This is a genomic window from Rhodoferax ferrireducens, assembly GCF_003347515.1.
Lineage (GTDB): Bacteria > Pseudomonadota > Gammaproteobacteria > Burkholderiales > Burkholderiaceae_C > Rhodoferax.
The window spans coordinates 266,574-289,265 of record NZ_QEII01000298.1 but is presented as its reverse complement, the minus strand read 5'-3'; the positions used below and the strand labels follow the sequence as shown (position 1 = coordinate 289,265).

The following is a 22,692-nucleotide window of genomic DNA, read 5'->3' as shown; positions in this document are numbered from 1 at the left end:
TAACAACATGCAGATGCATAAGACCTTCTTCAGCACTTTAGGCTGGTGCGATTGTCGCCGCCGCCGAAGTCCCAAACTTGTGATCTACGTCACATTTAGTTACGGAGGCGTGGCTTTATTACAACTTTTTATTTGGCCCAGTAGGTAACGCCGCTGGCTACCTGCCCGCTTAACGGCGCATTGGGCTGCCCGTTGTCCAGGCGAGACTCAAACAAATAGGCCGCAGTCGGCCCCGGGTTTTGGGCCAGCACGCCTTGCACCAGCATGTTGTTGCGCCCCAAAAACTGGCTGGTGTTGCCAAAGGTGCCGTCTTTAAAAACGGTTCCCTCGGCCTGGCGGGCGATGCGCTGACCCTGGGTGAGCAGGTCAAACTGGGTGGTGAAGCTGCTGGTGGCAAAGTTGACCGTGAGTTTGCCGTTTTCAAGGCTGGCGGCTGAAATGGGCCCCGTGCCATTCGCCTGAACCACGGCTTGCGAGTTTTGCAGCGAAAAACTGACAGCGCCTTCGGCGGGTGACTGCCAGAGGCTGTCTTTATTTCGTAATAAAGCGTAATAGGTGTTAACCCCTATCAGCTGGTTGTCGGCCCGCAGCGCGGTGAGATTGATGTCGGCCGGCTTGTCCAGCAGCGCCTGCCAGCGACCCCAAACGATGGCCGGCACCCGGGGCGCAGGTGCAGGTGTCACCTCCGGCACGGTCACTGGCACGGTCACGGGTGTGGGCGTTGGCAACAGCTGTTTGTCCAGGCTTGACAGCTTGAGGGGTGCCAGGTTGGGGTCTGTGTTGCTATTGGCTGTATTAGCGCCCGGTGCCGCAGCGCCATTGCTGCTGGTTGTTGTTTTGGGCGGCTCGTCGGCGCGCGGCGGTGCGTTGACGTCGGGCGAAAGGGCGTTGCTGCGCAAGAGTTGCGGCACGGCCTGACCCCGGTTCACCTGTAGCACTTGCGCTTCTTGGCCGGCAAACAGCTCGCGCTTGGCGCTGCCCTCACAGGGGCCGCTGCCGTCGGCGCCACAAGCGGCGCCAAAGCCGCTAACCACCACGCCGCCCGACACCACTGCAACCCGCGTGGTCTGCTCGTCAGTGAATACGGTGAAGTCGGTGCCCCGCACGCCAATGGCGGCAACCGGGGTGTTAAAACGAAAGTTCTGGCGTGATTTCTTCACGGCCTCGCCGGAGATACTGCGTGCAACGCCCTGGCGGAGTTCGATCTTGATGCGGTTATTGGCGGGCTGGGCGGGGTCAATGTGGTAGGCCAGCACGCGGGCGTCGCTGCCCGGGCGAAGAATGAGAAAGCCGCCATCCACGGTCTTGATGTACAGGTAGCCATCGCCCCCGGTGGTGAGCGCGTCCCCGGCCTGGACGGTGTCGCCAACTTTGGCAGGCGCGCCACCCAGTCGCACATCGCCGATGGCCTGAACCACCTTGCCGGCGTCTTCGCCGTGGGCCGCGCCCAAGAGGAAAAAGAATGAACCGGCAGTTGCCAGGATGTTGCGCCAAAGAGCGTTGTTACTCATAGAAACTCGATTCTTATTTCCGGCAGATACCAGATGTTGCAATTATTTTATACTTTGACGACTGAGCGTAGCACCGCGGGCAAACCCGCTTGACCTGATTGAGCGCGCCTTTTCCCCCCTATTTGTTCTTGCAAAGTTCCTGCAAAACGGACCCTCACCGGAGTTATTTTGACGTTCAGTGGCTTATTTGCCAGGGTATTTATTGTTATTGCGCTGTGCGTCGCTTGGCCTGTTTTTGCAGAAGCCCCCGCGCGCAAGGCGGATGCCAATCTGTACCAGGAGGCCATGCAGTCAATTGCCGATGGGCGTTACGACGAGGCGCGCGAGGCGCTGCAACGCCTGGTGAGCCAGGAGCCGGAACACGCAGGCGCCTGGTTGGACATCGCCATCTTGCATTGCGGCATGGGCAGTGCCGCAGAAGCTGAGGCGCTTTTCATTGTCATTGAAAGCCGCTTTTCGCCGCCCCCCGCCATTCTGGAGGTCATCGCCCAGCAGAGGGCGGGGGGCTGCAAGGGCCCCAAACTTGCCAATTTTGTTCGTTTGCGTCTTGGGCGCGGCAGCGATAGCAACGCCAACCAGGGTGCGAGCAACCCCAACTTCAGCATTGGCAGCGGCAGTAGCCTGGTCAATCTGGTGCTCTCGCCAGAATACGCGCCCAAGCAGGACCAGTTCACCGCCCTGTCGGCCGAGTTCACGCAGGTGCTCTCCAAGGGCGGCACACTCGGTTTTGCGCATCTGCAGGCGCGTCAATACGACACTTTTTCGCAATTCGACCTGAGTTCGCTGGTGGTGGGCGTGGAGCACCCGTGGCGGCTGGGGCGCTGGGGGCTGCGCGGCACGGGCACTCTGGGCCTGATCACGGTGGGGGGCACGCCTTACCAGCGCCAGGGCCACCTTCAGCTGCAACTTACCCCGCCGTTGGCACTGCCGAGGGGGTGGGAGTTTGGTGTTGTCAATGGTTGGACCGGTGTTGTATATCCGACACTGACCGGGTTCGACTCTCAGTTGTGGGAGTCGCGCGGCCAGTTGACCTACCAGATGCCTGACGCGTTCGTGCAGGCCAGCGTGGGCTATGCGCTGGACAAGGGCACGGATCAGCGCCCCGGAAACGATCGCAGTGGCGCGGTTGCCAGCCTGACGGGGCGGATGAAACTCGCCGGGGACGTCATTGGTGAACTCAGCTGGAGTCACCAAAGCTGGGCGGGGCGCCAGGCCTATTCGCCCGGTCTGATTGATCAGCACCGCCACCAGGAGACACAGTTGCTGCGGGCTGCCGTCATTTTTCCCCTGGCGCCCCGGCATGCCTTGCATGTGGAATTCCGTGACGTTCGGAACCGGGAGAACATCTCGCTCTTCGAGTATCAGGCGCGGGTGTTGCAGGTTAGCTGGGAGTGGCAGCCGGGGTTTTAGGTTGACGGTCGGGTAAAATGTTGGGTTTGCAGGAATTTTTTAGTGAATCTTCTACGCGCCATTTGGGCTTTCAGAGGCTTTATTCTCAGCAGCGTCAAACGGGAGTTTCAGTCAAAGTACCGAAATTCCCTGCTGGGGGCGACATGGATGATCATTAATCCCCTGGCGATGATTGCGGTCTATACCGTAATTTTTTCCCAGTTGATGCGCTCGCGCTTGCCGGGCGTGGATGGCGCGTTTGCCTACAGCATTTACTTGTGTGCCGGTGTTCTGACCTGGGGCTTTTTTTCCGAAATCGTTGGCCGGGCTCAAAACGTATTTATTGAGAATGCCAATCTCATTAAGAAGTTGAGTTTTCCGCGTCTGTGTTTGCCCATTATTGTGGTTCTGAACGCGGGTTTGAATTTCAGTATTATTTTTGCTTTGTTTATTGTTTTTTTAGTGTCGAGTGGTAATTTCCCGGGTTGGGTGTTTTTGGGCGTCGTGCCCGTCTTGCTGGTTCAGGCCGCCTTTTCGATTGGCCTGGGCATGACGCTCGGGGTGCTGAATGTGTTTTTTCGGGACGTTGGCCAGTTTTTTGGCATCGTCCTGCAATTTTGGTTTTGGCTGACGCCCATTGTTTATCCGGCCAATGTTTTGCCCGAGGGCATGAGGCGGTTTCTGGCCTACAACCCGATGGCGTTGCTGGTGGATGCCTATCAAAAAATCTTGGTCTATTCCCAATGGCCTGATTGGTCCCGTTTGATTCCCGTTTTGGTGCTCTCTTTGCTGCTGTGTGTTTTGGGTGCATATCTGTTTCGCAAGCACGCGGGCGATATGGTGGATGAACTCTGATGGGCACTATTCGCGTTAACAATCTGGGCAAGGCCTATCGTCAATATGACTCACGTTGGGGGCGACTGGCGGAGTGGTTTAGCCCCTCAAGCAAGCCGCGCCATCGCCTGAAGTGGGTGCTGCACGATATTTCGTTTGAGGTCTCACCGGGTGAGTCCGTGGGCATCATCGGCATCAATGGCGCGGGCAAAAGCACGCTGCTTAAATTGATTACCGGCACCAGCAAGCCGACCGCCGGCGACGTGCAGATCACCGGCCGTGTCGCTGCCTTGCTGGAGCTGGGCATGGGTTTTCACCCGGACTTCACCGGGCGACAAAACGCGCACATGGCCGGGCAGCTGATTGGCCTGACGGCGCAGGAGATCACCCGCCTGATGCCTGAGATAGAGGCGTTTGCCGAGATCGGTGAATACATCGACATGCCGGTGCGGGTTTACTCCAGCGGGATGCAGATGCGGCTTGCCTTCGGTATCGCGACCTGCAAGCGCCCCGATATTCTGATTGTTGACGAGGCTTTGTCGGTGGGGGACGCTTATTTTCAGCACAAGAGTTTCAACCGCATTCGCGACTTCGGCAAGCAGGGGACGACGCTGCTAATCGTGTCGCATGATAAATCCGCGATCCAGGCCATTTGCGACCGTGCCATTCTGCTGAAAGACGGGCAGGTTGCCATGCAGGGCGAGCCGGAGACGGTGATGGACTACTACAACGCGCTGATTGCCGACATTGAAAACAGCAATGTCAAGCAGATTCCCCTGGATGATGGCCGGGTGCAGACTGTTTCGGGTACCGGGGAGGCCGTGGTTTCTGAAATTGGTCTCTATAACGTGGCCGGCGACAAAATCGAAGTGGTGCGGGTTGGTGAGCCTGTTGAATTGCGCGTGGCGGTGACCGTCAAACGCGAGATCGAGAGCCTGGTGCTGGGTTATGGAATCAAGGACCGTTTAGGCCAGGTGATGTATGGCACCAATACCTGGCATACGGACCAGGTCATCACGGCGCCAAAACCGGGTGAAAAGTATCATTTTTCGATTTCTTTTCCGGCGAACTATGGCGTTGGGACCTATTCGATTCAAACGGCTTTGGTTGATCGGGACACGCACCTGACTTCCAATTATGAATGGCGCGATCTGGCGGTTGTATTCAGCGTCGTGAATGTGGATAAGTTCCAATTTGTCGGTTCACTCTGGAACGAGCCGGTGATCAGGATCGAAAAGCAATGAGTTTTATTTCTTATGCCCAGAACCATGAAGATGTCATGCTGTGGCGTGCACTGAAGCAGGTCAAAAACGGCTTTTATATCGACGTGGGCGCGAATCATCCGTCGGATGATTCGGTCACCAAGGCGTTTTACGATCGGGGATGGTCAGGGATCAATATCGAGCCGTTGGCCCAGCATATTGTCCAACTGCAGGCAGAACGACCCCGAGACATCAATCTCCAGCTTGCCATGGGCGCCGAAGACGGCGAAATTGAGCTGTTTGACACGTCGATCAGGGGGTTGGCGACAGCCTCTTCGGCGGTCGCGGAATTGCATCAGTCAGCGGGTTTGGCCATCTCCAGCAGCAAGGTGCCGATGCGCCGGCTGGATGGCGTTTTTGCTGAATATGTCAAAGGCGATGTCCATTTTCTCAAGATCGATGTGGAAGGTTTTGAGCGAAGTGTGCTGGAAGGCATGGACTTTTCGCGCTTTCGGCCCTGGATTGTGGTGGTCGAGGCAACCATTCCAAACTCACAAGAAATCGATGCCAACTGGGAACCTATCTTGCTCGATGCCGGGTATCGGTGTGTCTTTTTTGACGGACTGAATCGCTATTACACGGCCCCGGAACGGCAGGAATTGGCCGCGTCTTTTGCCGCCCCGCCCAACGTGTTTGACGATTACATCAGCGCCGAGACGCACCGTCTGAGTCAAAGCCTGGAAGCAACTAGCGCCTACGCTGAAGCCCAGATCCATGCGGCCCAAACCGCAGCCCGGGAGGCGCAAGACCAGGCCCGCGAAGCCGAAAACCAGGCCAGCGAGGCACAAAGCCAAGCCCGCGAGGCGGCGAACCAGGCTTGGGAGGCGCAAAACCAGGCCCGCGAGGCGGAAGTCCAGGCCCACGAGGCGCAGGAGCAGGCGCACGCGCTTCAGGCGATGCTGACCGCCGTGTACAACAGCACTTCGTGGCGGCTGACGAAGCCTTTGCGGGAGCTGACGACAAGCGTGCGGCAGCTGCGCCTTCGCGAGAGGGCCGTAGCTGCCTCATTGGGTGTGGGGCGACAGGCTGCCGCCATTCTTGATGCACACCCCAAAATACGGCGCATCGGCGGGAACCTGGCGAGAGCGCTGGGTCTGCATCGTCGGGCGGTCGCACTTCATTCCGCTTTGCGTTCGGGGCGGCATGCGGGTTTTGACCGGCACGCTTTGGTGTCCGGCGCGGACGCGAGCACTTACTGGCTGGAACGCTTCAACGCTTCGGTGTTTCCAAACCGGCCTTTGCCGCCGGAGGCGATGTTCCTGCAGCGGGGGCAGTCTACGGGCACACAGGAATTCTGGTTTCGTTTTATTGGACATGTGGAAGGGCATTACAGTCTGGCCATCGTCAATCGGGGGCTGGCGGTGGCGCTGGATGCCCTGAGCCAGGCGCAAGTGGCTTTTCGGCCCTGCCACGGGGAGGTGTATGACAACCCTGTGGATCTGCCGCTGGCCCAGAGAGCGCCGCTGGATGCCATGTTTGGGCGCCGAATTCCTGCCACTGCCGCTGACCGGACGATCTCGATTGCACATCATTTCCCGCTGATCTCCGATGCGGAAAAATCACGCTATCGGTTCATCGTGTTCTTTTGGGAGGAGACGGCCGTTCCCGTTGATACCGTTACCCATATCAACGAAAATTTTGACGCCGTGCTGGTGGCCACCCATTTCGTCAAGCGGGCGCTGCGCAATTCTGGTTGCCGCCTTCCCATCTTTGTTATTCCCATTGGCATCGATCATCTGGTCAGTCCGGATGTGGCCCCGATTGAGGCGATTAAGCCCGCGCCCGGTAGAGCTTTTCGCTTTCTGCACGTTTCGTCCGTTTTCGAACGCAAGGGTGTCGATGTCTTGCTCAAGGCATTTTTCGATCAGTATTCGGCAGGCGACGCGGTCGAGCTTTACATCAAGACTTTTCCGAACCCGCACAATCGTGTTCGTGAGCAGTTGGAGTCGCTTCGGCGTGGACGCGCCGACGCGCCGAAAGTCATCATTGACGAGGAGCCACTGGACGATGCGGGGATGCTGGCCTTGTACCGAAGCGCCCAGGCGCTGGTCCTGCCGACCCGTGGCGAGGGCTTCAACCTCCCCGCCGCAGAGGGCCTGGCCTTGGGTTTGCCTGTCATCGTTACGGGGTATGGCGCGCACCTCGATTTCTGTACGCGTGCGACGGCTTTGCTGGTCCCGTTCCATTTTTCGCCATCACTGAGTCATTTGAAGTCAGCCGAAGCATGCTGGGTGGAGCCTGACGCGCAGGCGCTGGGAGCGCAAATGCGCCAATTGCGCAGTGAAGTCATGTCCGATGACGATGACCTTGCGCGGCGAAGGCAGGCCGGTATTGAGCATGTCCGGCAAACCTACACCTGGCAGCAAAGTGCCAAGGCCGTGCTGGAAAGCGTTCACTGGCTGGATGCCAACCTGCGCGCTGACAAGAGTGCAGCGTCGCGACGCCTGGCCCTGTTGAGCCCGTGGAATACCCGTTGCGGCATCGCGGAATACAGCCACAAGTTGTTAAGCGCATTTGATCCCTCGCAATCACTGCAGGTGTTTTGTGACGCACGCACCTTGCCAGCGCCGGAGCAGTCCATCTACCGGCCGTCATGGAAAATTGGCAACAGCGCGTCGGTGTGTGCGGCGATCGACGAGATCCGGCAGGAGCAATTCGACGTTCTGCTGGTGCAGCACCAGCCGAGCTTGTTCACCCTGACGGATGAGGTTTGTGAACGTTTGGTGGCGATGCGCGATGAAGGTTGTGTCGTCATTCTGGAGCTTCACGCGACGCTGCCCTTGTTGGACGAATGTCGTTTGTCCGGCAAGGCGGTGGCCGCATTGCGCGCGTTGGATCGCATCGTGGTCCATCAACCGGAAGACCTTAACCATCTTCTGGCGCTTGGCCTCGCCAACAATGTCCTTCTCCTGGCCCATGGGGTGGTTCAGCCGGAAGAAGAAACGCGGCCCGGCGCGACCAGACGCGCCTGGGGCATCGGTGACGATGAGCTTGTGCTGGCTTGTTTTGGTTTTATTCTCCCGCACAAGGGGATCGACACGCTGGTTGAATGCATCAAGCCGCTGGCTCAAGCGAGCAAACGGCCGGTGCGTTTGCTGGGGCTGAATTCAACCCTGGACTCGCGCAGCGAGGACACGCTTCGCGCGTGCCAGAAGCGCGCCCGCGATCTCGGCGTTGACAGCCAGATTACCTGGATTACTGATTTCCGCCCCATCGACGAGTGCGTGCAGTTGCTGGGGATGGCTGACTACATCGTTTTCCCCTACAAGGAAACCCGTGAAAGCGCCAGTGGCGCTGTAACCATAGGACTGGCCGCGCTTAAGCCGGTGCTGGTGAGCCCACTGCCTATTTTTTCCGATTTGTCGGATTGCACTTTGCGCATGACTGGCGGAGGGGTGCAAGATATTGTTGATGCGGTCTGCGCCCTGGAGAAAGATCCTGAGCGCGTCCGGCAATTGATTGCCACGCAGCATCAGTGGCTTGCCGAACGAAATTGGTCGCGGGTCTCGGCGAGCTTCGATGCAGTTATTCAGGGGCTGTTGCTCGATCTCCGGCTGGAGGCGTCGATTGCGGATCACCGCGAGCGGTTTATCGCAGCCAACGAGGGGGTAAAAAGCGCGCAGTTACTCGTTGATGTGTCAGAGATGTATTTCCGTGACGCCAAAACCGGGATTCAGCGTGTGGTGCGCAGCATTTTGGGTGAGCTTCTGGCTGCGCCGCCGCAGGGATTCCAGATACGCCCCGTGTATGGAACCCCGGACCAAGGGTACCGTTATACCGATAAGTTCACGTCAATCCGGCTCCCAGGCGAGGGCGATCCGGGGCTTGATGAGCAGGCGGTCCGCGTGCGGCCGGGAGACGTTTTTCTTGGGCTCGATCTCAGCGCCCATTTGTTTCCCCAGGCCGAAGCGGAATTAAGGAAATTCCGGCAGGCAGGTGCCAAGGTTTATTTTGTCGTCTATGACATTATTCCCCTGCTTCATCCGCAGTTCACGGTTGCGGGTATCAGCGATGCGTTTGAAGTCTGGTTGCAGTCTTTGGCGCGGGAGGCGGATGGTTTGCTGTGTATTTCTGCGGCCGTGGCTGACGAGGTGCGGGCCTGGCTGAATGAGCATGCCCAGGCGCGCGTGTTGCCGGAGGTAAGTCACTTCCATCTTGGGGCCGATATTGAAAATTCGTCACCGTCCACAGGCATACCTGCCGATGCGGTGGCGGTGCTGGAGAAAATCAGCAGGCAGCCGTCATTCCTGATGGTTGGAACCGTCGAGCCGCGTAAAGCACAGCCGCAAGCCCTGGCTGCTTTTGAGCAGTTGTGGCGAGAGGGCGTGCCGGCGCACCTGGTCCTGGTCGGCAAGGAGGGATGGATGATGGAAGATTTTTCCAGAAAAGTCCGCGCCCATCCGGAGTTTGGTCAACGCCTCTTTTGGCTGGAAGGAATCAGCGACGAGTTTCTGGAACAGGTTTATGGCGCGGCAACCTGCCTGATTGCTGCATCTGAAGCCGAGGGCTTTGGCTTGCCCCTGATCGAGGCCGTTCAGCACGGGTTGCCCATCATTGCTCGCGACATTCCGGTGTTTCGCGAGGTCGCGGGGGGCCATGCGTATTATTTCTCCGGGCAACAATCTGAAACACTTGCCAAGGCCATTCGCGGCTGGCTGGCGCTCCATCAGGCCGGTCGTGCGCCACAATCTTCGTCTATGCCCTGGCTGACGTGGCAACAAAGCACGAAGAGCTTGCTGGACATCGTATTAACTGAGTGAACAACGATGACTAAGAGTACCGCCGACGATTCCCCCGTGTTGATCACCGGTGACCATGGTTTTGTAGGGGCCCATGCCTTGAGGATGATTCCAGGTGCGTTTGGCTTGTCCCAAGCAGCACCAAAAATCGATATTCGAGACAAGGCTGCGCTTCTGGACTGCCTGCGTGAGAATCCGCCCAGCAGTGTGCTGCATTTGGCCGCGCTGAGTTTTGTTCCCGATTCGTTCAAGGCGCCGGAGGCCACTTTTGAGGTGAATTTCCTGGGCACTTTGCGTTTGCTGGAAGCGCTGGCGGAGACGGGCTTCAAGGGAAGGTTCCTGTTTGTGAGCACGGGCGACGCCTATGGCATGGTGTCGGCCGAACAGTTGCCGATCCGTGAAGCTTTGCCCTTGCGGCCGCGCAATCCGTATGCCGTCAGCAAGGCCGCCGCCGAAGCGCTGTGTTTTCAGTGGAGCCAGACCGGCCCCTTCGAGGTGATGGTGGCGCGGCCGTTCAATCATATTGGCGCGGGGCAGGCGCCCAGTTTCGCGATTTCGGATTTTGCCCGGCAGATCGCCGAGATCGGTGCCGGCAAGCGCCCGCCCGTGTTGCAGGTGGGAAACATTGACGTGACCCGGGATTTCACCGATGTCGGCGATGTGCTGCGCGCTTATGAGCTGCTGCTGGCACGTGGCCACAACGGAGAGATTTACAACGTTTGCTCCGGCGTTGAGCGTTCGGTGCGTTCGCTGGTTGAGAGATTGCTGGAGATTTCTGGTGTCAAAGCAGAAGTCACGAATGACCCCAGCCGCTTCAGGCCGTCCGATCAGCCCAGGGTTTGCGGCAGCCACGAAAAATTGTCGCAGCACACCGGCTGGCAGCCGGCCGTGCCGATAGACGAAACCCTATTGAATCTTTATCGTTATTGGGAGAATAAAAATGGCTAGTAAAAGCGCGTTGATAACCGGCATCACCGGTCAGGATGGGGCCTATCTGGCCAAGTTGCTGCTCGACAAGGGCTACGCGGTTCATGGCGTGCATGCGCGGCGCTCTACCGACACACTCTGGCGGCTACGTCACCTCGGCATCGCAGGTGACGTGAATTTGCTGGCAGGCGACGTGACCGATCTCTCTTCATTAATTCGCAGCATGGAAAAATCCGCTGCGGACGAGGTCTATAACCTGGGTGCGCAGAGCTTCGTCGGCACCTCCTGGGAGCAACCGGTGCTGACGGCCAATGTGACCGGTGTAGGCGCATTGAACATGCTTGAAGCGGTTCGCATCGTCAACCCGAAAGCTCGCTTTTATCAGGCATCGACCAGCGAAATGTTTGGCTTGATTCAGGAAACCATGCAGAGCGAGACAACTCCGTTCTACCCGCGCAGCCCCTATGGCGTTGCCAAGTTGTACGGCCATTGGATGACCGTCAACTACCGCGAAAGCTTTGGCCTGCATGCGTCGAGCGGCATCTTGTTCAACCATGAATCGCCGCTGCGCGGCATCGAGTTTGTCACGCGCAAGGTGACAGATGCCGTGGCGCGCATCAAGCAGGGCAAGCAAAAGGAGCTGCGCTTGGGCAATATCGACGCCCAGCGCGATTGGGGTTTTGCCGGCGACTATGTTGATGCCATGTGGTTGATGTTGCAGCAGGAAACCGCGGACGATTACGTCGTCGCTACCGGTCTGACGACGACGGTGCGTGAGATGTGCCGTATTGCCTTCACGCATGTGGGCTTGAAGCATGAGGACCATGTGGTGATTGACCCCCTGTTCTACCGTCCTGCCGAAGTCGAAGTGCTGCTTGGCAACCCGGCCAAGGCCAAAGCCAAACTCGGCTGGGTGGCGAAGACCGATCTTGAAACGCTGATCACCATGATGGTGGATGCTGACATGGCGCGCGTGAGCAAGGAATAAGCGATGGCCGCCGGGACGGATACAAATGCCGCACCATCGCGGCAGGTTGTTACGGTTCATCTGCAAAAAATCCCACTGCTTGCCGGTGTCGACTCAGACACCCTGGCTAAGGTCGCGGCTGCCTTGCAGCTTCGTGCTGTGGAGCGTGGGCACCATGTGCTTCACAAGGGTAGCGCCGGTGAGCACCTGATGTTTTTGTTGTCAGGTCGCCTGCAGGCGGTGGATCTGACTGAGGACGGTCGCGAGATCGGCTTGAATTTTTTGACCACAGGTGACTATTTTGGCGAGTTGTCAATTTTCGACAACCTGCCGCGTTCAGCGACAGTGGTCGCATGCGAAAACTCCTTGATTGCCTCTTTGCCGCGCAGCCAGGCGCAAGCGCTCATCTATCACACGCCTGTGGTGGCCGAGCGTCTGCTCAAGCGCATGGCATCAAGCATTCGGACCGCAGCCAGTTACCGGACAATTCTCGGCATTCCCAATGCCTTTCAACGGGTCTTCGCTCTGCTGCAGCAATATGCCAAGATTGCTCCCGGCGGCTTGGTGGTGATCGAGAAAATGCCGACCCAGCAGGAAATTGCGATCATGGTGAATACCAGCCGGGAAACGGTTTCGCGCGCAATTCATATATTGCTTCAGAAGGGCGTGGTGGAAAAAGACATGCGTCGCCTGATCGTTCGCCAGCCGGATGCGCTACGCAAGGCGGTCACCAACGAGGCCGACTCGACGGAGTAAGAGACTAAGATACGTTCCTTTTTATTCACAATCCAGCGCACCATTTGATGACCAATTCGCTACGCCAATTCTTCATGGCGCTTCCCACCAAGCTGCGTGAAGAGGATAAGGTCAAACACATGGTCTGGAGTTTCTGGCTGACGCTGGCCGCTCTGGTACTTTGGCCGGCACCGTTGGCCTTTGCCGCCGTCTTCTTGCTGGGTTTGGTGAAGGAGTGCTGGGACTATCGCTATGGCAGTGGTTTTTGCCTGTTTGACATGATGGGGAACTTCATCGGTAGCTCGGCTGGCCTGCTGTGCGGCTTGGTTTTTTTTGCCATTTTTGAATGTTGATCGGCATTGACGGCCGCGCCCTGACCGGTGCCATGGCGGGCTCGGGTCGCTATGTTTCCGAGCTTTGCCGAGCCTTGGACCAGTGTTTGCCGGACGCACGTTTCCTCGTCTTCTGCAACGCCCCCGTTTCCTTGCCCGTCCATAACAGCCGCTGGTCTTTGCGGACGGATAAGACGATCTGGGGGAGGCGTCTGTCGCCTTTCGCCTGGTATCTATTGCGCGCCGGGCGCTTGGCCCAGGCGGATGGGGTTTCGGCTTTCTGGGGAGGGGCCAATTTCCTGCCTCTAGGCTTGCCTCGCCGCATACATGCCGTACTGACGGTACTCGACCTGGTACACCGGGTCATGCCGCAGAGCATGAGTTTCAAGCATCGACTGGCGTTTGGCTGGTTTTTTCGTGCCGGACTGCGAAGAGCTGACGTGCTGGTTGCCATTTCGGAAGGCACGTCGTCGCGCCTGAGTGAATTCGGCTACCGCCGAGCCGATCTCGTGGTACGCCCCGGGGTCGATGCACAGTTCCGGCCCGCCGCCGCAGCAGCAATTTCCGCTATGCGCGACTCCCTCGATGTTCCCGGCCCGTATCTGCTGTCGGTATCGACTCTGGAGCCCCGAAAAAACCTGCGGGGACTGATCGAGGCTTTCATGGCCATGCGGCGCGCGGGAGAGTTGCCTGGTATCGCGCTCGTCCTGGTAGGACAGGCGGGTTGGAAAAACGACGCGCTCCTGGCGGCCGTCGGTGAGGCTCGTGGGTTGGGCGTGGATATTCGCCTGACCGGGCATGTTCCCGATGCGCTATTGCCTGCTTTGTACGCAGGCGCCGAAGCGGTGGTGATGCCTTCTGTTTATGAGGGTTTCGGTTTGCCCATTCTGGAGGCGCGAATGTGCGGAGCCCGTGTCGTCGCTTCGGACATGCCGGAGACCCGGGAAGCGGGCGGGCCGGACGTGACCTATGTCGCACCAACTGTGGCTGGGATTCAGGCGGGAATACGCCATGCCTTGAGTCTGCCGAGTCCGCAATCCGTCATGTCCGACCGGGGCGTTCCGCGTTGGGACGAGGAAGGATTCAAGTTGGCGCGGGCATTGACTGCCACCCATTGGGGAGGTCGCCGTGAAAATCTCCATTGATGCAACAGGTCTTGGCGGCGTCAAGACCGGTACCGCGGTCTATCTGACTGAAATCCTTCAGGTTTGGAATCAGAGTCCAGACATTGACCATAATTTTTTTATTTTCGCCAGCCCCAAGACTTCGGGGTATCTGAACACCCTCGGGCTGGATAGCCGGTTCAGTTTCATCGATGCACCGGACTCGCGTTTGATGAGAGTATTCTGGCAGCAGCTGCTCATGCCCTGGCATCTATGGCGGTTGGGCATCAATGTCCATTGGGGCTGTGGTTTTGTCCTTCCTCTTCTGAGTCGGCGGCGGATGGTGGTCACCATTTATGATTTGACTTTTCAGCTTTTCCCCGCTGTGCATGAGCGTGTGAAGCGTTATTACTTTCCCCTGATGATCTCGGCGGCGGTTAGGAAAGCAAAGCGGGTGATCGCTATTTCGGAAACCACCCGCAATGATCTGCATCAGCTGCTGCCAGCAAGTGTGGGCAAGACCGAGGTGACGCTGTTGGCGCCAAGGACATTGCCGAGCACGGACGCAGGTTTAGATTCGATTTTCGATACGCTGGCGGGTGGCCGCGGTTATGTGATTTGCTTGGGGACCCTGGAACCTCGCAAAAACCTGCGCCGTTTGTTTGACGCTTGGCTGGACATCGATAAGGACGACCGGCTCGGTATCAAGCTGGTGGTGGTCGGCGTGCGGGGATGGATGATGGGGCAGGTCACCTCCCGAAATCAAGAGGCAGATGATTCGGTGGTTTTTACCGGGTTTCTGGAGGATGCAGACCTGAGCCTGTTGCTGGGCGGCGCTTTGGCGTTGGCCTATCCGTCGCTCTATGAAGGCTTCGGACTGCCGGTCCTGGAGGCCATGAGTCAAGGCGTTCCGGTGCTCACAAGCAATACCGGGGCGACGCAGGAAATTTCCGGCGGGGCTGCGCTCTTGGTCGATGCGACTGATGTTCTGGCAATCAAGGACGCCCTGCTGCGGTTGCTCAAGGACGGCGAGTTGCGCGAGCGCTTGTCGGTGCTTGGCATTGCGCATGCAGCGCGCTACTCCTGGACGCAAACGGCGAGGCAGACCCTGGCCGTGTTGGAGCAGGCCGCGACCTTGTAGGTAAATGCGCTTCGCCATGCCCCCTTCCGTCTCGAATTTCACTTCGGCCTGGGCAACGCGTGCCGTGATTGCCTGCTTGTCATGCCTGATCGTCCTGTTACTCGAGTGGCAGCGTCCGGAGCTGGTTACCCGACTGGATGAAGGCCTGCGGGATGTCTTTATCCGGATCGTCGCCGACCCCACGCCCGAAGACCGCGTCACCATTATTGATATTGACGAAGCGAGCCTCGGCGAAATCGGCCCTTGGCCCTGGCCGCGCCAGCGGGTGGCGGACTTGGTGGAAATACTGCTCAGTAATTATGGCGCCCGAGCGGTCGGGCTGGACATTGTCTTCCCCGATCCGGGAGAGGCACAGGGCGATGCCCGCCTGGCCTCGCTGGCAGCCCATGCGCCACTAAATCTGGCGCAAATATTCGACTACACGCCGCGCCAGCTGGCAATCCTGCAGGGCACATTGGCGGGCGGCCTGAATCCACAGCCGCATCACGGCGGTGTCAGTGCCTATGGCTATATTGCCAATCATGCCGGGCTGGCAGGTGCCCGCTGCATAGGCAACATCGGCTACCTGCCGGATGCCGACGGCGTGCTGCGCCATACGCCAGGACTCACCCGGTACCAAGGGCAAGACTATCTGCACTTCGCCAGCGCGTTGCTCGCCTGCTCCGATTCAGTCCGGCGGGTGACCCCCGGCAATGCAGAGGGCCTATGGCGGATTCCTTACACCCATACCCTGTCCGCCTATACCGTCATTTCCGCCGCAGATATTCTGCGCGAGAGCGCACCGCGCTCGCTAATCGCTGGTCGCTACGTACTAGTGGGCTCATCATCTCTCGGGCTCGGCGATCGGGTTGGTACGCCACTGGCATCACTCAGCAGTGGCGTCATGGTTCATGCGGCCAGCCTCTCCGGCTTGCTGGACTTGGCCGAAGGGCGTGCCCGAACCCCTTGGTCAGGGCGTGTCTGGTTGTTGCTTTGGAGCGTGCTCAGCATCGCCCTGGCCGCAGTCTGCATTGCCAGGCTGTCAGCTTGGGGCGGCATGCTACTGCTGCTTGGTCTGGTCACCGCCTGGCTGGGACTGGCTTTTGCGGCGGTCGCAAGGCAGGCGGAATGGTCGGTGACGGCTCCGCTCTGGGCCTACTTCTTCATGCTTGTGGTGGCCATTCCTCACGAATGGTGGCAGACGCAGCGCAAAAGCCGGCACCTGCTCACCACGTTTTCGCATTACGTCGCCCAGCCGGTGCTTGACGAGATGGTGCGCCTGGGCATGAAGCGCAGCCTGGAGCCGACCCAGCGAGAGATCACCGTGCTGATTGCCGATATGGAGGGCTATACCCGAAATACCTCGTCCTTGTCGCTGGAAGATGCAGCCACCTTGACCAAGGACTTTCTTGGTTGCCTGACGCGCCCTGTTCTGGCCTGGCGCGGCACGTTGGATAAATACAGCGGTGACGGCCTGGTGGCCTTTTGGGGGGCGCCGTTGGCTTGCCCTGATCAGGCCGACCGGGCGGTCAATGCCGCGCTGGAAATTCTGGTCGAAGTTGACGCGTTCAATGCCCGCCGCCAGCGCGGGGGATTTGCCCCCGTGCGCGTGCGCATCGGCATCGAAAGCGGCCGTGCGCTGGTTGGCGACCTGGGTACTGCCTTTCGCAGCACCTATACCGCGGTCGGTGACTGCATCAATTTCGCGTCGCGGCTTGAGTCGGCGGCACGCGATCTGCCGACTCAACTGCTCATTGGCTCGGCCGCCAATGGCCAGCTGACGCAGCACCAAACCGCCTCACTCGGGCTGATCACATTGCGCGGAACGGAAACTACGATCGAGGTGTTTGCCGTGCGGCCCGGCGAAATAGCTGCTCGTCACTGCGCAGATCAAACGAAATTACTGACCTGAAACCGGTACACGCCGTCCGCGCCCAGCGTGCGTGTCAAGCGGCCGTCAAACCACAGCAGGTGCAGATGGGCAATGGACTCACCCATGGCAAACGTGGTCTGGTGCAGGTCCAGCGCGCGCTTGAACAGCACCGGCAGCATCTCGGCCGCTGTGCGGGGCTTGGCGCTGCAGGCCTCCATTACCTCGGCCAGTCGGTCGCGGTGGTGCTCGTGCAACTGCTGAATGCGCTGATACAGGCCGGTGAACGGCTTGCCATGCGCGGGCAGGGTGAGCGTGTCGGCGTCCAGCGCCCGGAATTTATCAATCGAGTCCAGAAACTGCTTGAGTGGATTCGACTCGGGTTCCTGGTCGTACACGCTGACGTTGGTCGAGATGCGCGGCAGCATCATGTCGCCGCCGATCAAGACCTTGAGTTCTTCGCAATACAGTGCGATGTGCTCGGGCGCATGGCCGTAGCCGCTGATGCACACCCACTGGCGCCCGCCAATGCTGAGCACGTCGCCGTCCATCATGCGCCGGTACTGGCGCGGTACCGAAGGCACGAGCGTCGGGAAATAGCTGCCACGCGCCTTGATCTTCTCGACCGACTCCGGGTCATTCAGGCCATGCGAAGCAAAGAAAGCCGCTGCCGAATCACCGCCAAAACCGGTCGGGCCTTCAGTGCCGATGCGCGCCATGGTGTAGTCGGTGGCGCTGATCCACAAGCGCACGTTCCAGCGCTCGCACAGCCAGTGCGCCAGGCCGATGTGGTCGGGGTGCATGTGGGTCACGATCACGCGCAGAATGGGCAGGCCTTCGAGCTCATTGGCGAATACCTGCTCCCATTGGGCTTTGGCCTCGTCAGTGCTGATGCAGCAATCCACAATGCTCCAACCCTGAACCTTGCCGTCGGGGCCATCGACCTCATCGCGCAGCAGCCACAGGTTGATGTGATTCAGCGCAAACGGCAGCGCCATGCGCAGCCACTTCACGCCCGGCACCACCGCCACGGTGGCGCCGGGCGCAGGCAGGGTATCGCCGAGCGGGTAGTGCAGCTGTTTTTCGAGTTCGTTGGTGTGGTGTTGCAAAGGGGCTCCTGATTTGCGACATAATTGACGTTTACGTAAACGTCAAGCAAATCAGGCATTGTAGGGGGCGGCGCCGACTGGCGCAGTCACCTTTGTCGCTCACAAATTATGGCTATCACCTACAGCATCAGCGATTTGGCCCGCGAGTTTGACCTGACCACGCGCGCCATCCGCTTTTATGAAGATATGGGGCTGCTGCAGCCGGAGCGCTCCGGCCCCGGCGGGCGCACCCGCGTTTACAGCGGGCGCGACCGCACCCGCCTGAAGCTGACCTTGCGGGCCAAGCGCCTGGGCCTGAGCCTGACCGAGGCCAAGGACATCATTGACATGTACGACAGTCCGCGCGACACCGGGCCGCAGCTGGAGAAGTTTCTGCTGGTCATCGCCGAGCACCAGAAGCAGCTGGAAGACCAGATGGCCGACCTGCAGGACAACCTGGATGAACTCAAGGTGCACCAGCGCGAGGCAAAGGCGCTGCTGGCCAAAAGCATGAGCCACAGTGAATCGAAAAGCAGCGCCGCTCAAGGAAAGAAAAGCCATGCAGCCTGAAGAATCCCTCCAGAGTCGCGTGCAAAACAGCTTTGACCGACAAGGCCTGATGCGCCATCTGGGCGCGCGGCTGCTGCGCGTGGAGTCCGGCTTGTGCGTGATCGCCTTGCCGTACTCGGACAAAGTGACCCAGCAACAGGCCGGTTTCCACGGCGGCGCGATTGGCGCGCTGGCTGACATTGCCGGCGGTTATGCCGGCCTGACCCTGGCGCCGCCGGGCATGGAAGTCACCAGTGTCGAATTCAAAATCAATTTTCTGGCCGCGTTCCAGGGCGGTGAACTGCACGCCACGGGCCATGTGGTCAAGGCCGGGCGTCGCATTATCGTGACCACGGCCGAGGTCATCCACATCGACGCCGATGGCCGCGAGAGCGCCTGCGCCGTGATGCAGCAAACGCTGATGCCGGTGCCCAAGACTTATTGAAACCCAAGCTATTCAAGCAATACAAAGGAGCCAACCACCATGAACATGCCAGGACTCAACTTTCAACTCGGTGAAGACATTGACGCCCTGCGCGACGCCGTGCGCGAATTCGCACAGGCCGAGATCGCACCGCGCGCCGCCGAAATTGACAAAAACGACCAGTTCCCCATGGACCTGTGGCGCAAGATGGGCGACTTGGGCGTGCTGGGCATCACCGTGGGTGAAGAGTTTGGCGGCGCCAACATGGGCTACCTCGCGCACATGATTGCGATGGAGGAAATCTCGCGCGCGTCGGCCTCGGTCGGCCTGAGCTATGGTGCGCACAGCAACCTTTGCGTGAATCAGATCAAGCGCAACGGCACGCACGAGCAGCGCAGCAAATACCTGCCCAAACTCATCAGCGGCGAGCATGTGGGCGCACTGGCCATGAGCGAGCCCGGCGCTGGCAGCGACGTCATTAGCATGAAGCTGAAGGCCGAAGACAAGGGCGGCTACTACGTGCTGAACGGCAGCAAGATGTGGATCACCAATGGTCCCGATGCCGACACGCTGGTCGTGTACGCCAAGACCGAGCCGGAGCTGGGCGCCCGCGGCGTCACCGCCTTCCTGATCGAAAAAGGCATGAAGGGCTTCTCGGTCGCACAAAAGCTCGACAAGCTCGGCATGCGCGGTTCCCATACCGGTGAACTGGTGTTCAACAATGTCGAAGTGCCAGCGCAGAATATTCTGGGCGGCCTCAACAGCGGCGCCAAGGTGCTGATGAGCGGGCTGGATTACGAGCGCGCCGTCCTCACCGGCGGCCCGCTGGGCATCATGCAGTCGGTGATGGACAGCGTGCTGCCCTACATCCATGACCGCAAGCAGTTTGGCCAGAGCATCGGCGAATTCCAGCTGATCCAGGGCAAGGTGGCCGACATGTACACCGTGCTGCAGGCCGGGCGCTCATTCGCCTACACCGTGGCCAAGAACCTGGACCTGCTGGGGGTGGAGCATGTGCGCCAGGTGCGCAAGGACTGCGCCTCGGTGATTCTCTGGTGCGCCGAAAAAGCCACCTGGATGGCCGGCGAGGGCGTGCAGATTTTTGGCGGCAACGGCTACATCAACGACTACCCGCTGGGCCGCCTGTGGCGCGATGCCAAGCTGTATGAAATCGGCGCTGGCACCAGCGAAATCCGTCGCATGCTGATCGGGCGCGAGCTGTTTGCCGAGACTTGCTGAACCTCATCAGTCGGGGCAGGCGAAAATGTCGCTCATGACCACATCCATTCAAGACCTGTTCACCCACAACCGCGCCTGGGCCGCGCAGATGGAGCGCGATCGCCCGGGCTTTTTCACCAATCTGAAAAGCCAGCAAAACCCCAAATACATGTGGATCGGCTGCTCCGACAGCCGGGTGCCGGCGAACCAGATCACCGGGCTGGAGCCGGGCGAGGTGTTTGTGCACCGCAACGTGGCCAATGTGGTGGTGCATTCCGACCTCAATGCCCTGTCCACCATCCAGTTTGCGGTGGAGCGCCTGAAGGTGGAGCACATCATGGTGGTCGGGCATTACGGCTGTTCCGGCGTGCAGGCGGCGCTGGAGGGTGCGCGTATCGGGCTGGCCGACAACTGGCTGCGCCATATTCAGGACGTGCGGGACCGGCATCGCGACTTGCTGGACGGGCTACCCGAACAGTTTCGCTACGACGCGCTGGTGGAACTTAACGCGATTGAGCAGGTCATCAACGTGGCGCAAACCACGGTGATGCAGGACGCCTGGCTGCGCGGCCAGAACGTCACCCTGCATGGCTGGGTGTATGGTGTGCACGATGGTCTGCTGCAGGACATGCACCTGACGGTGGCGGCGACGGAAGGGCTGGATTCCCTCTATCGGGCGGCTATTGCAGGGGTTGCCCACGCCAAACGTGCGTAGATAGCTATCAAAACAGTGGTAATCGTCAAGAATCCATCCAATATGTTTCCCCAGCGTCTCGACTCCACGCTCGCTTACGACATCGCCAAAGCCATGATGGATGGTTTTAACCGCCATTACCAGCTGTTTCGCACCGAGTCGGCCCGCGCCAAGCACCGCTTCGAGACGGCCGACTGGCACGGCCAGCAGCGCGCCCAGCGCGAACGGATCGAGTTTTACGATCTGCGGGTGCGCGAGTGTTCGAACCGGCTGGAACATGAGTTCAAGGCCGGTGAGCAGCCGATGGACATCTGGCAGCAGATCAAGCTGCATTACATCGGCCTTCTGGTGAACCACCACCAGCCGGAGCTGGCGGAGACCTTTTTCAACTCGGTCACCACCAAAATCCTGCACCGGAGTTATTTCCAGAACGACTTCATCTTTGTGCGCCCGGCGGTGAGCACCGAATACATCGAAAACGGCGAGTCCGAGGCGCGCCCCACTTACCGCTGTTATTACCCCACGCGCGACACCATGTGCGAGGTGCTGATGCAGATGGTGAACGACTTTGACCTGCGCAACTCCTTCGTGGACCTGGCGCGCGACGCCGCCCTGGTGCAGGCCGCCATGGTCGAGCGCCTGGGCGAGGCCAAGCTGCGCGCCAACTTCCAGCTTCAGGTGCTGACCAGCCTGTTCTTTCGCAACAAGGGCGCCTACATCGTGGGCAAGCTGATCAACGGTTTCAACGAATTTCCGTTTGCGCTGCCGGTGCTGCCCAATAAAGAGGGCCAGGTTGCCATTGACGCGGCCCTGTTTGGCGAGGATGACTTGCTGATGCTGTTCAGCTTTGCCCGCGCCTACTTCATGGTCGACATGGAGATTCCCTCGGCCTATGTGCAGTACCTGCGCAGCATGATGCCGCGCAAGCCGCGCAACGAAATCTACAACGCGCTGGGCCTGGCCAAGCAGGGCAAGACCCTGTTTTACCGCGACTTTCTGCACCACCTGAACCACTCCAGCGACAAGTTCCGCATCGCACCCGGCATCAAGGGCATGGTCATGTTGGTGTTTGACCTGCCGTCCTTTCCGTATGTGTTCAAGGTCATCAAGGACTATTACCCGCCGCAAAAAGACACCACGCGGGAGCAGATCAAGGGCAAATACCTGCTGGTCAAGCAGCACGACCGCGTGGGCCGCATGGCCGACACGCTGGAGTACAGCGAGGTCGGGTTTCCGCGTGACCGCTTCAGCGATGAACTGATTGCCGAGATCGAGAAGTTTGCGCCCAGCCAGCTGGAGATTGTTGACCGGGACGGCGATGGCCGCAACGAGGTCATCATCAAGCACGTCTACATCGAGCGGCGCATGATTCCGCTCAATATTTATCTGCAGGAAGCCTTTGACGCCGGTGGCGCCGCACCGGACCCGGCGGAGGGCGCCCCGGCCCGGGCGCGCGAGCAGATCGAGCGTGGCGTCATCGAGTATGGCAACGCCATCAAGGACCTGGTGGCGGCCAACATCTTTCCCGGCGACATGCTGTGGAAGAACTTTGGTATCACCCGCAATGGCAAGGTCGTGTTCTATGACTACGACGAGATCGAATACATCACCGACTGCAACTTTCGTAAGGTGCCGACGCCGCGCAATGAGGAAGAAGAAATGTCGGGCGAGGTCTGGTACACCGTCGGCCCCAAGGACGTGTTCCCCGAGACCTTCGGCCCCTTCCTGCTGGGCAACCCGGCCGTGCGCCAGGTGTTCATGAAACACCATGCCGATTTGCTGGATGCCGCCTTTTGGCAAAGCCACAAAGAGCGTATCCAGCAGGGCCATGTGTATGACGTGTTCCCCTACGAACAGGACAAACGCTTTCATATCGCTCATCCCGATGAGCAAGTGCCGGCCTCGATCTGATCGCGCGATTGACTTGACA

General features: G+C 59.4%; 18 protein-coding genes. 16 read left to right on the top strand and 2 right to left on the bottom strand.

Annotated elements, in window-relative coordinates; genetic code table 11:
* Positions 1 to 128 precede the first annotated feature (128 nt).
* Positions 129 to 1,511 (bottom strand): FecR family protein, encoded by a 1,383-nt coding sequence (locus tag C5P05_RS21700; RefSeq protein ID WP_114971919.1) that lies wholly within the window; start codon positions 1,509 to 1,511, stop codon positions 129 to 131.
* A 285-nt stretch (positions 1,512 to 1,796) separates the two neighbouring features.
* Between C5P05_RS21700 and C5P05_RS21695 the strand changes: the two genes are divergently transcribed.
* From C5P05_RS21695 to C5P05_RS21645, 11 genes are read left to right on the top strand one after another with little or no spacing between them, the layout of a single operon-like run.
* A complete protein-coding gene (locus tag C5P05_RS21695; RefSeq protein ID WP_157979424.1) occupies positions 1,797 to 2,921 on the top strand; it encodes a tetratricopeptide repeat protein in 1,125 nt (374 codons plus the stop codon).
* Positions 2,922 to 2,963: 42 nt separating this feature from the next.
* Complete coding sequence (locus C5P05_RS21690; protein ID WP_114971917.1) at positions 2,964 to 3,755, top strand: ABC transporter permease; 792 nt, start codon at positions 2,964 to 2,966, stop codon at positions 3,753 to 3,755.
* Complete coding sequence (locus tag C5P05_RS21685; protein WP_114971916.1) at positions 3,755 to 4,978, top strand: ABC transporter ATP-binding protein; 1,224 nt, start codon at positions 3,755 to 3,757, stop codon at positions 4,976 to 4,978. Before C5P05_RS21690 ends, C5P05_RS21685 begins: the two co-directional genes overlap by 1 nt.
* Entirely contained in the window at positions 4,975 to 9,756 is a 4,782-nt protein-coding gene (locus C5P05_RS21680; protein ID WP_114971915.1) for an FkbM family methyltransferase, read from the top strand. Before C5P05_RS21685 ends, C5P05_RS21680 begins: the two co-directional genes overlap by 4 nt.
* A 6-nt stretch (positions 9,757 to 9,762) precedes the next feature.
* Entirely contained in the window at positions 9,763 to 10,683 is a 921-nt protein-coding gene (locus tag C5P05_RS21675; protein ID WP_114971914.1) for a GDP-mannose 4,6-dehydratase, read from the top strand.
* Entirely contained in the window at positions 10,676 to 11,650 is a 975-nt protein-coding gene (gmd, locus tag C5P05_RS21670; protein ID WP_114971913.1) for a GDP-mannose 4,6-dehydratase, read from the top strand. The genes C5P05_RS21675 and gmd overlap by 8 nt, the downstream gene beginning before the upstream one ends.
* Positions 11,651 to 11,653: 3 nt before the next feature.
* A complete protein-coding gene (locus C5P05_RS21665) occupies positions 11,654 to 12,385 on the top strand; it encodes a Crp/Fnr family transcriptional regulator (RefSeq protein ID WP_114971912.1) in 732 nt (243 codons plus the stop codon).
* A 47-nt stretch (positions 12,386 to 12,432) separates the two neighbouring features.
* Entirely contained in the window at positions 12,433 to 12,717 is a 285-nt protein-coding gene (locus C5P05_RS21660; RefSeq protein ID WP_114971911.1) for a hypothetical protein, read from the top strand.
* On the top strand, positions 12,711 to 13,841 hold the full coding sequence (locus C5P05_RS21655; protein ID WP_114971910.1) for a glycosyltransferase family 4 protein: 1,131 nt from the start codon (positions 12,711 to 12,713) through the stop codon (positions 13,839 to 13,841). The genes C5P05_RS21660 and C5P05_RS21655 overlap by 7 nt, the downstream gene beginning before the upstream one ends.
* Positions 13,825 to 14,940: a glycosyltransferase family 4 protein gene (locus C5P05_RS21650; protein WP_114971909.1), complete on the top strand. Its 1,116-nt coding sequence runs from the start codon at positions 13,825 to 13,827 to the stop codon at positions 14,938 to 14,940. The genes C5P05_RS21655 and C5P05_RS21650 overlap by 17 nt, the downstream gene beginning before the upstream one ends.
* 16 nt (positions 14,941 to 14,956) lie before the next feature.
* Positions 14,957 to 16,831 carry a CHASE2 domain-containing protein gene (locus C5P05_RS21645; RefSeq protein ID WP_198674814.1) on the top strand — a complete coding sequence of 625 codons (1,875 nt, stop codon included), beginning with the start codon at positions 14,957 to 14,959 and terminating at the stop codon, positions 16,829 to 16,831.
* Here C5P05_RS21645 and C5P05_RS21640 read toward each other — a convergent pair.
* A complete protein-coding gene (locus C5P05_RS21640; RefSeq protein WP_114971907.1) occupies positions 16,810 to 17,898 on the bottom strand; it encodes an MBL fold metallo-hydrolase in 1,089 nt (362 codons plus the stop codon). The genes C5P05_RS21645 and C5P05_RS21640 overlap by 22 nt on opposite strands.
* Before the next feature lie 108 nt (positions 17,899 to 18,006).
* Between C5P05_RS21640 and C5P05_RS21635 the strand changes: the two genes are divergently transcribed.
* From C5P05_RS21635 to aceK, 5 genes are read left to right on the top strand one after another with little or no spacing between them, the layout of a single operon-like run.
* Positions 18,007 to 18,447, top strand: coding sequence for a MerR family transcriptional regulator (locus C5P05_RS21635; protein WP_114971906.1), 441 nt, complete (start codon positions 18,007 to 18,009; stop codon positions 18,445 to 18,447).
* Positions 18,437 to 18,871: a PaaI family thioesterase gene (locus tag C5P05_RS21630; protein WP_232834611.1), complete on the top strand. Its 435-nt coding sequence runs from the start codon at positions 18,437 to 18,439 to the stop codon at positions 18,869 to 18,871. Before C5P05_RS21635 ends, C5P05_RS21630 begins: the two co-directional genes overlap by 11 nt.
* Before the next feature lie 39 nt (positions 18,872 to 18,910).
* On the top strand, positions 18,911 to 20,089 hold the full coding sequence (locus tag C5P05_RS21625) for an isovaleryl-CoA dehydrogenase (RefSeq protein WP_114971905.1): 1,179 nt from the start codon (positions 18,911 to 18,913) through the stop codon (positions 20,087 to 20,089).
* 34 nt (positions 20,090 to 20,123) lie between these two features.
* Complete coding sequence (gene can / locus C5P05_RS21620) at positions 20,124 to 20,783, top strand: carbonate dehydratase (RefSeq protein ID WP_114971967.1); 660 nt, start codon at positions 20,124 to 20,126, stop codon at positions 20,781 to 20,783.
* A 42-nt stretch (positions 20,784 to 20,825) separates the two neighbouring features.
* Entirely contained in the window at positions 20,826 to 22,673 is a 1,848-nt protein-coding gene (gene aceK, locus C5P05_RS21615) for a bifunctional isocitrate dehydrogenase kinase/phosphatase (protein ID WP_114971904.1), read from the top strand.
* The last annotated feature ends 19 nt before the right edge of the window (positions 22,674 to 22,692 follow it).

What these genes read in the sequence shown, in the direction of transcription:
- C5P05_RS21700 (WP_114971919.1), bottom strand. Translation starts at nt 1,511, where the DNA reads ATGAGTAACAACGCTCTTTGGCGCAACATCCTGGCAACTGCCGGTTCA.
- C5P05_RS21695 (WP_157979424.1), top strand. Translation starts at nt 1,797, where the DNA reads ATGCAGTCAATTGCCGATGGGCGTTACGACGAGGCGCGCGAGGCGCTG.
- C5P05_RS21685 (WP_114971916.1), top strand. Translation starts at nt 3,755, where the DNA reads ATGGGCACTATTCGCGTTAACAATCTGGGCAAGGCCTATCGTCAATAT.
- C5P05_RS21680 (WP_114971915.1), top strand. Translation starts at nt 4,975, where the DNA reads ATGAGTTTTATTTCTTATGCCCAGAACCATGAAGATGTCATGCTGTGG.
- C5P05_RS21675 (WP_114971914.1), top strand. Translation starts at nt 9,763, where the DNA reads ATGACTAAGAGTACCGCCGACGATTCCCCCGTGTTGATCACCGGTGAC.
- gmd (WP_114971913.1), top strand. Translation starts at nt 10,676, where the DNA reads ATGGCTAGTAAAAGCGCGTTGATAACCGGCATCACCGGTCAGGATGGG.
- C5P05_RS21665 (WP_114971912.1), top strand. Translation starts at nt 11,654, where the DNA reads ATGGCCGCCGGGACGGATACAAATGCCGCACCATCGCGGCAGGTTGTT.
- C5P05_RS21660 (WP_114971911.1), top strand. Translation starts at nt 12,433, where the DNA reads ATGACCAATTCGCTACGCCAATTCTTCATGGCGCTTCCCACCAAGCTG.
- C5P05_RS21655 (WP_114971910.1), top strand. Translation starts at nt 12,711, where the DNA reads ATGTTGATCGGCATTGACGGCCGCGCCCTGACCGGTGCCATGGCGGGC.
- C5P05_RS21645 (WP_198674814.1), top strand. Translation starts at nt 14,957, where the DNA reads ATGCCCCCTTCCGTCTCGAATTTCACTTCGGCCTGGGCAACGCGTGCC.
- C5P05_RS21635 (WP_114971906.1), top strand. Translation starts at nt 18,007, where the DNA reads ATGGCTATCACCTACAGCATCAGCGATTTGGCCCGCGAGTTTGACCTG.
- C5P05_RS21630 (WP_232834611.1), top strand. Translation starts at nt 18,437, where the DNA reads ATGCAGCCTGAAGAATCCCTCCAGAGTCGCGTGCAAAACAGCTTTGAC.
- C5P05_RS21625 (WP_114971905.1), top strand. Translation starts at nt 18,911, where the DNA reads ATGAACATGCCAGGACTCAACTTTCAACTCGGTGAAGACATTGACGCC.
- can (WP_114971967.1), top strand. Translation starts at nt 20,124, where the DNA reads ATGACCACATCCATTCAAGACCTGTTCACCCACAACCGCGCCTGGGCC.
- aceK (WP_114971904.1), top strand. Translation starts at nt 20,826, where the DNA reads ATGTTTCCCCAGCGTCTCGACTCCACGCTCGCTTACGACATCGCCAAA.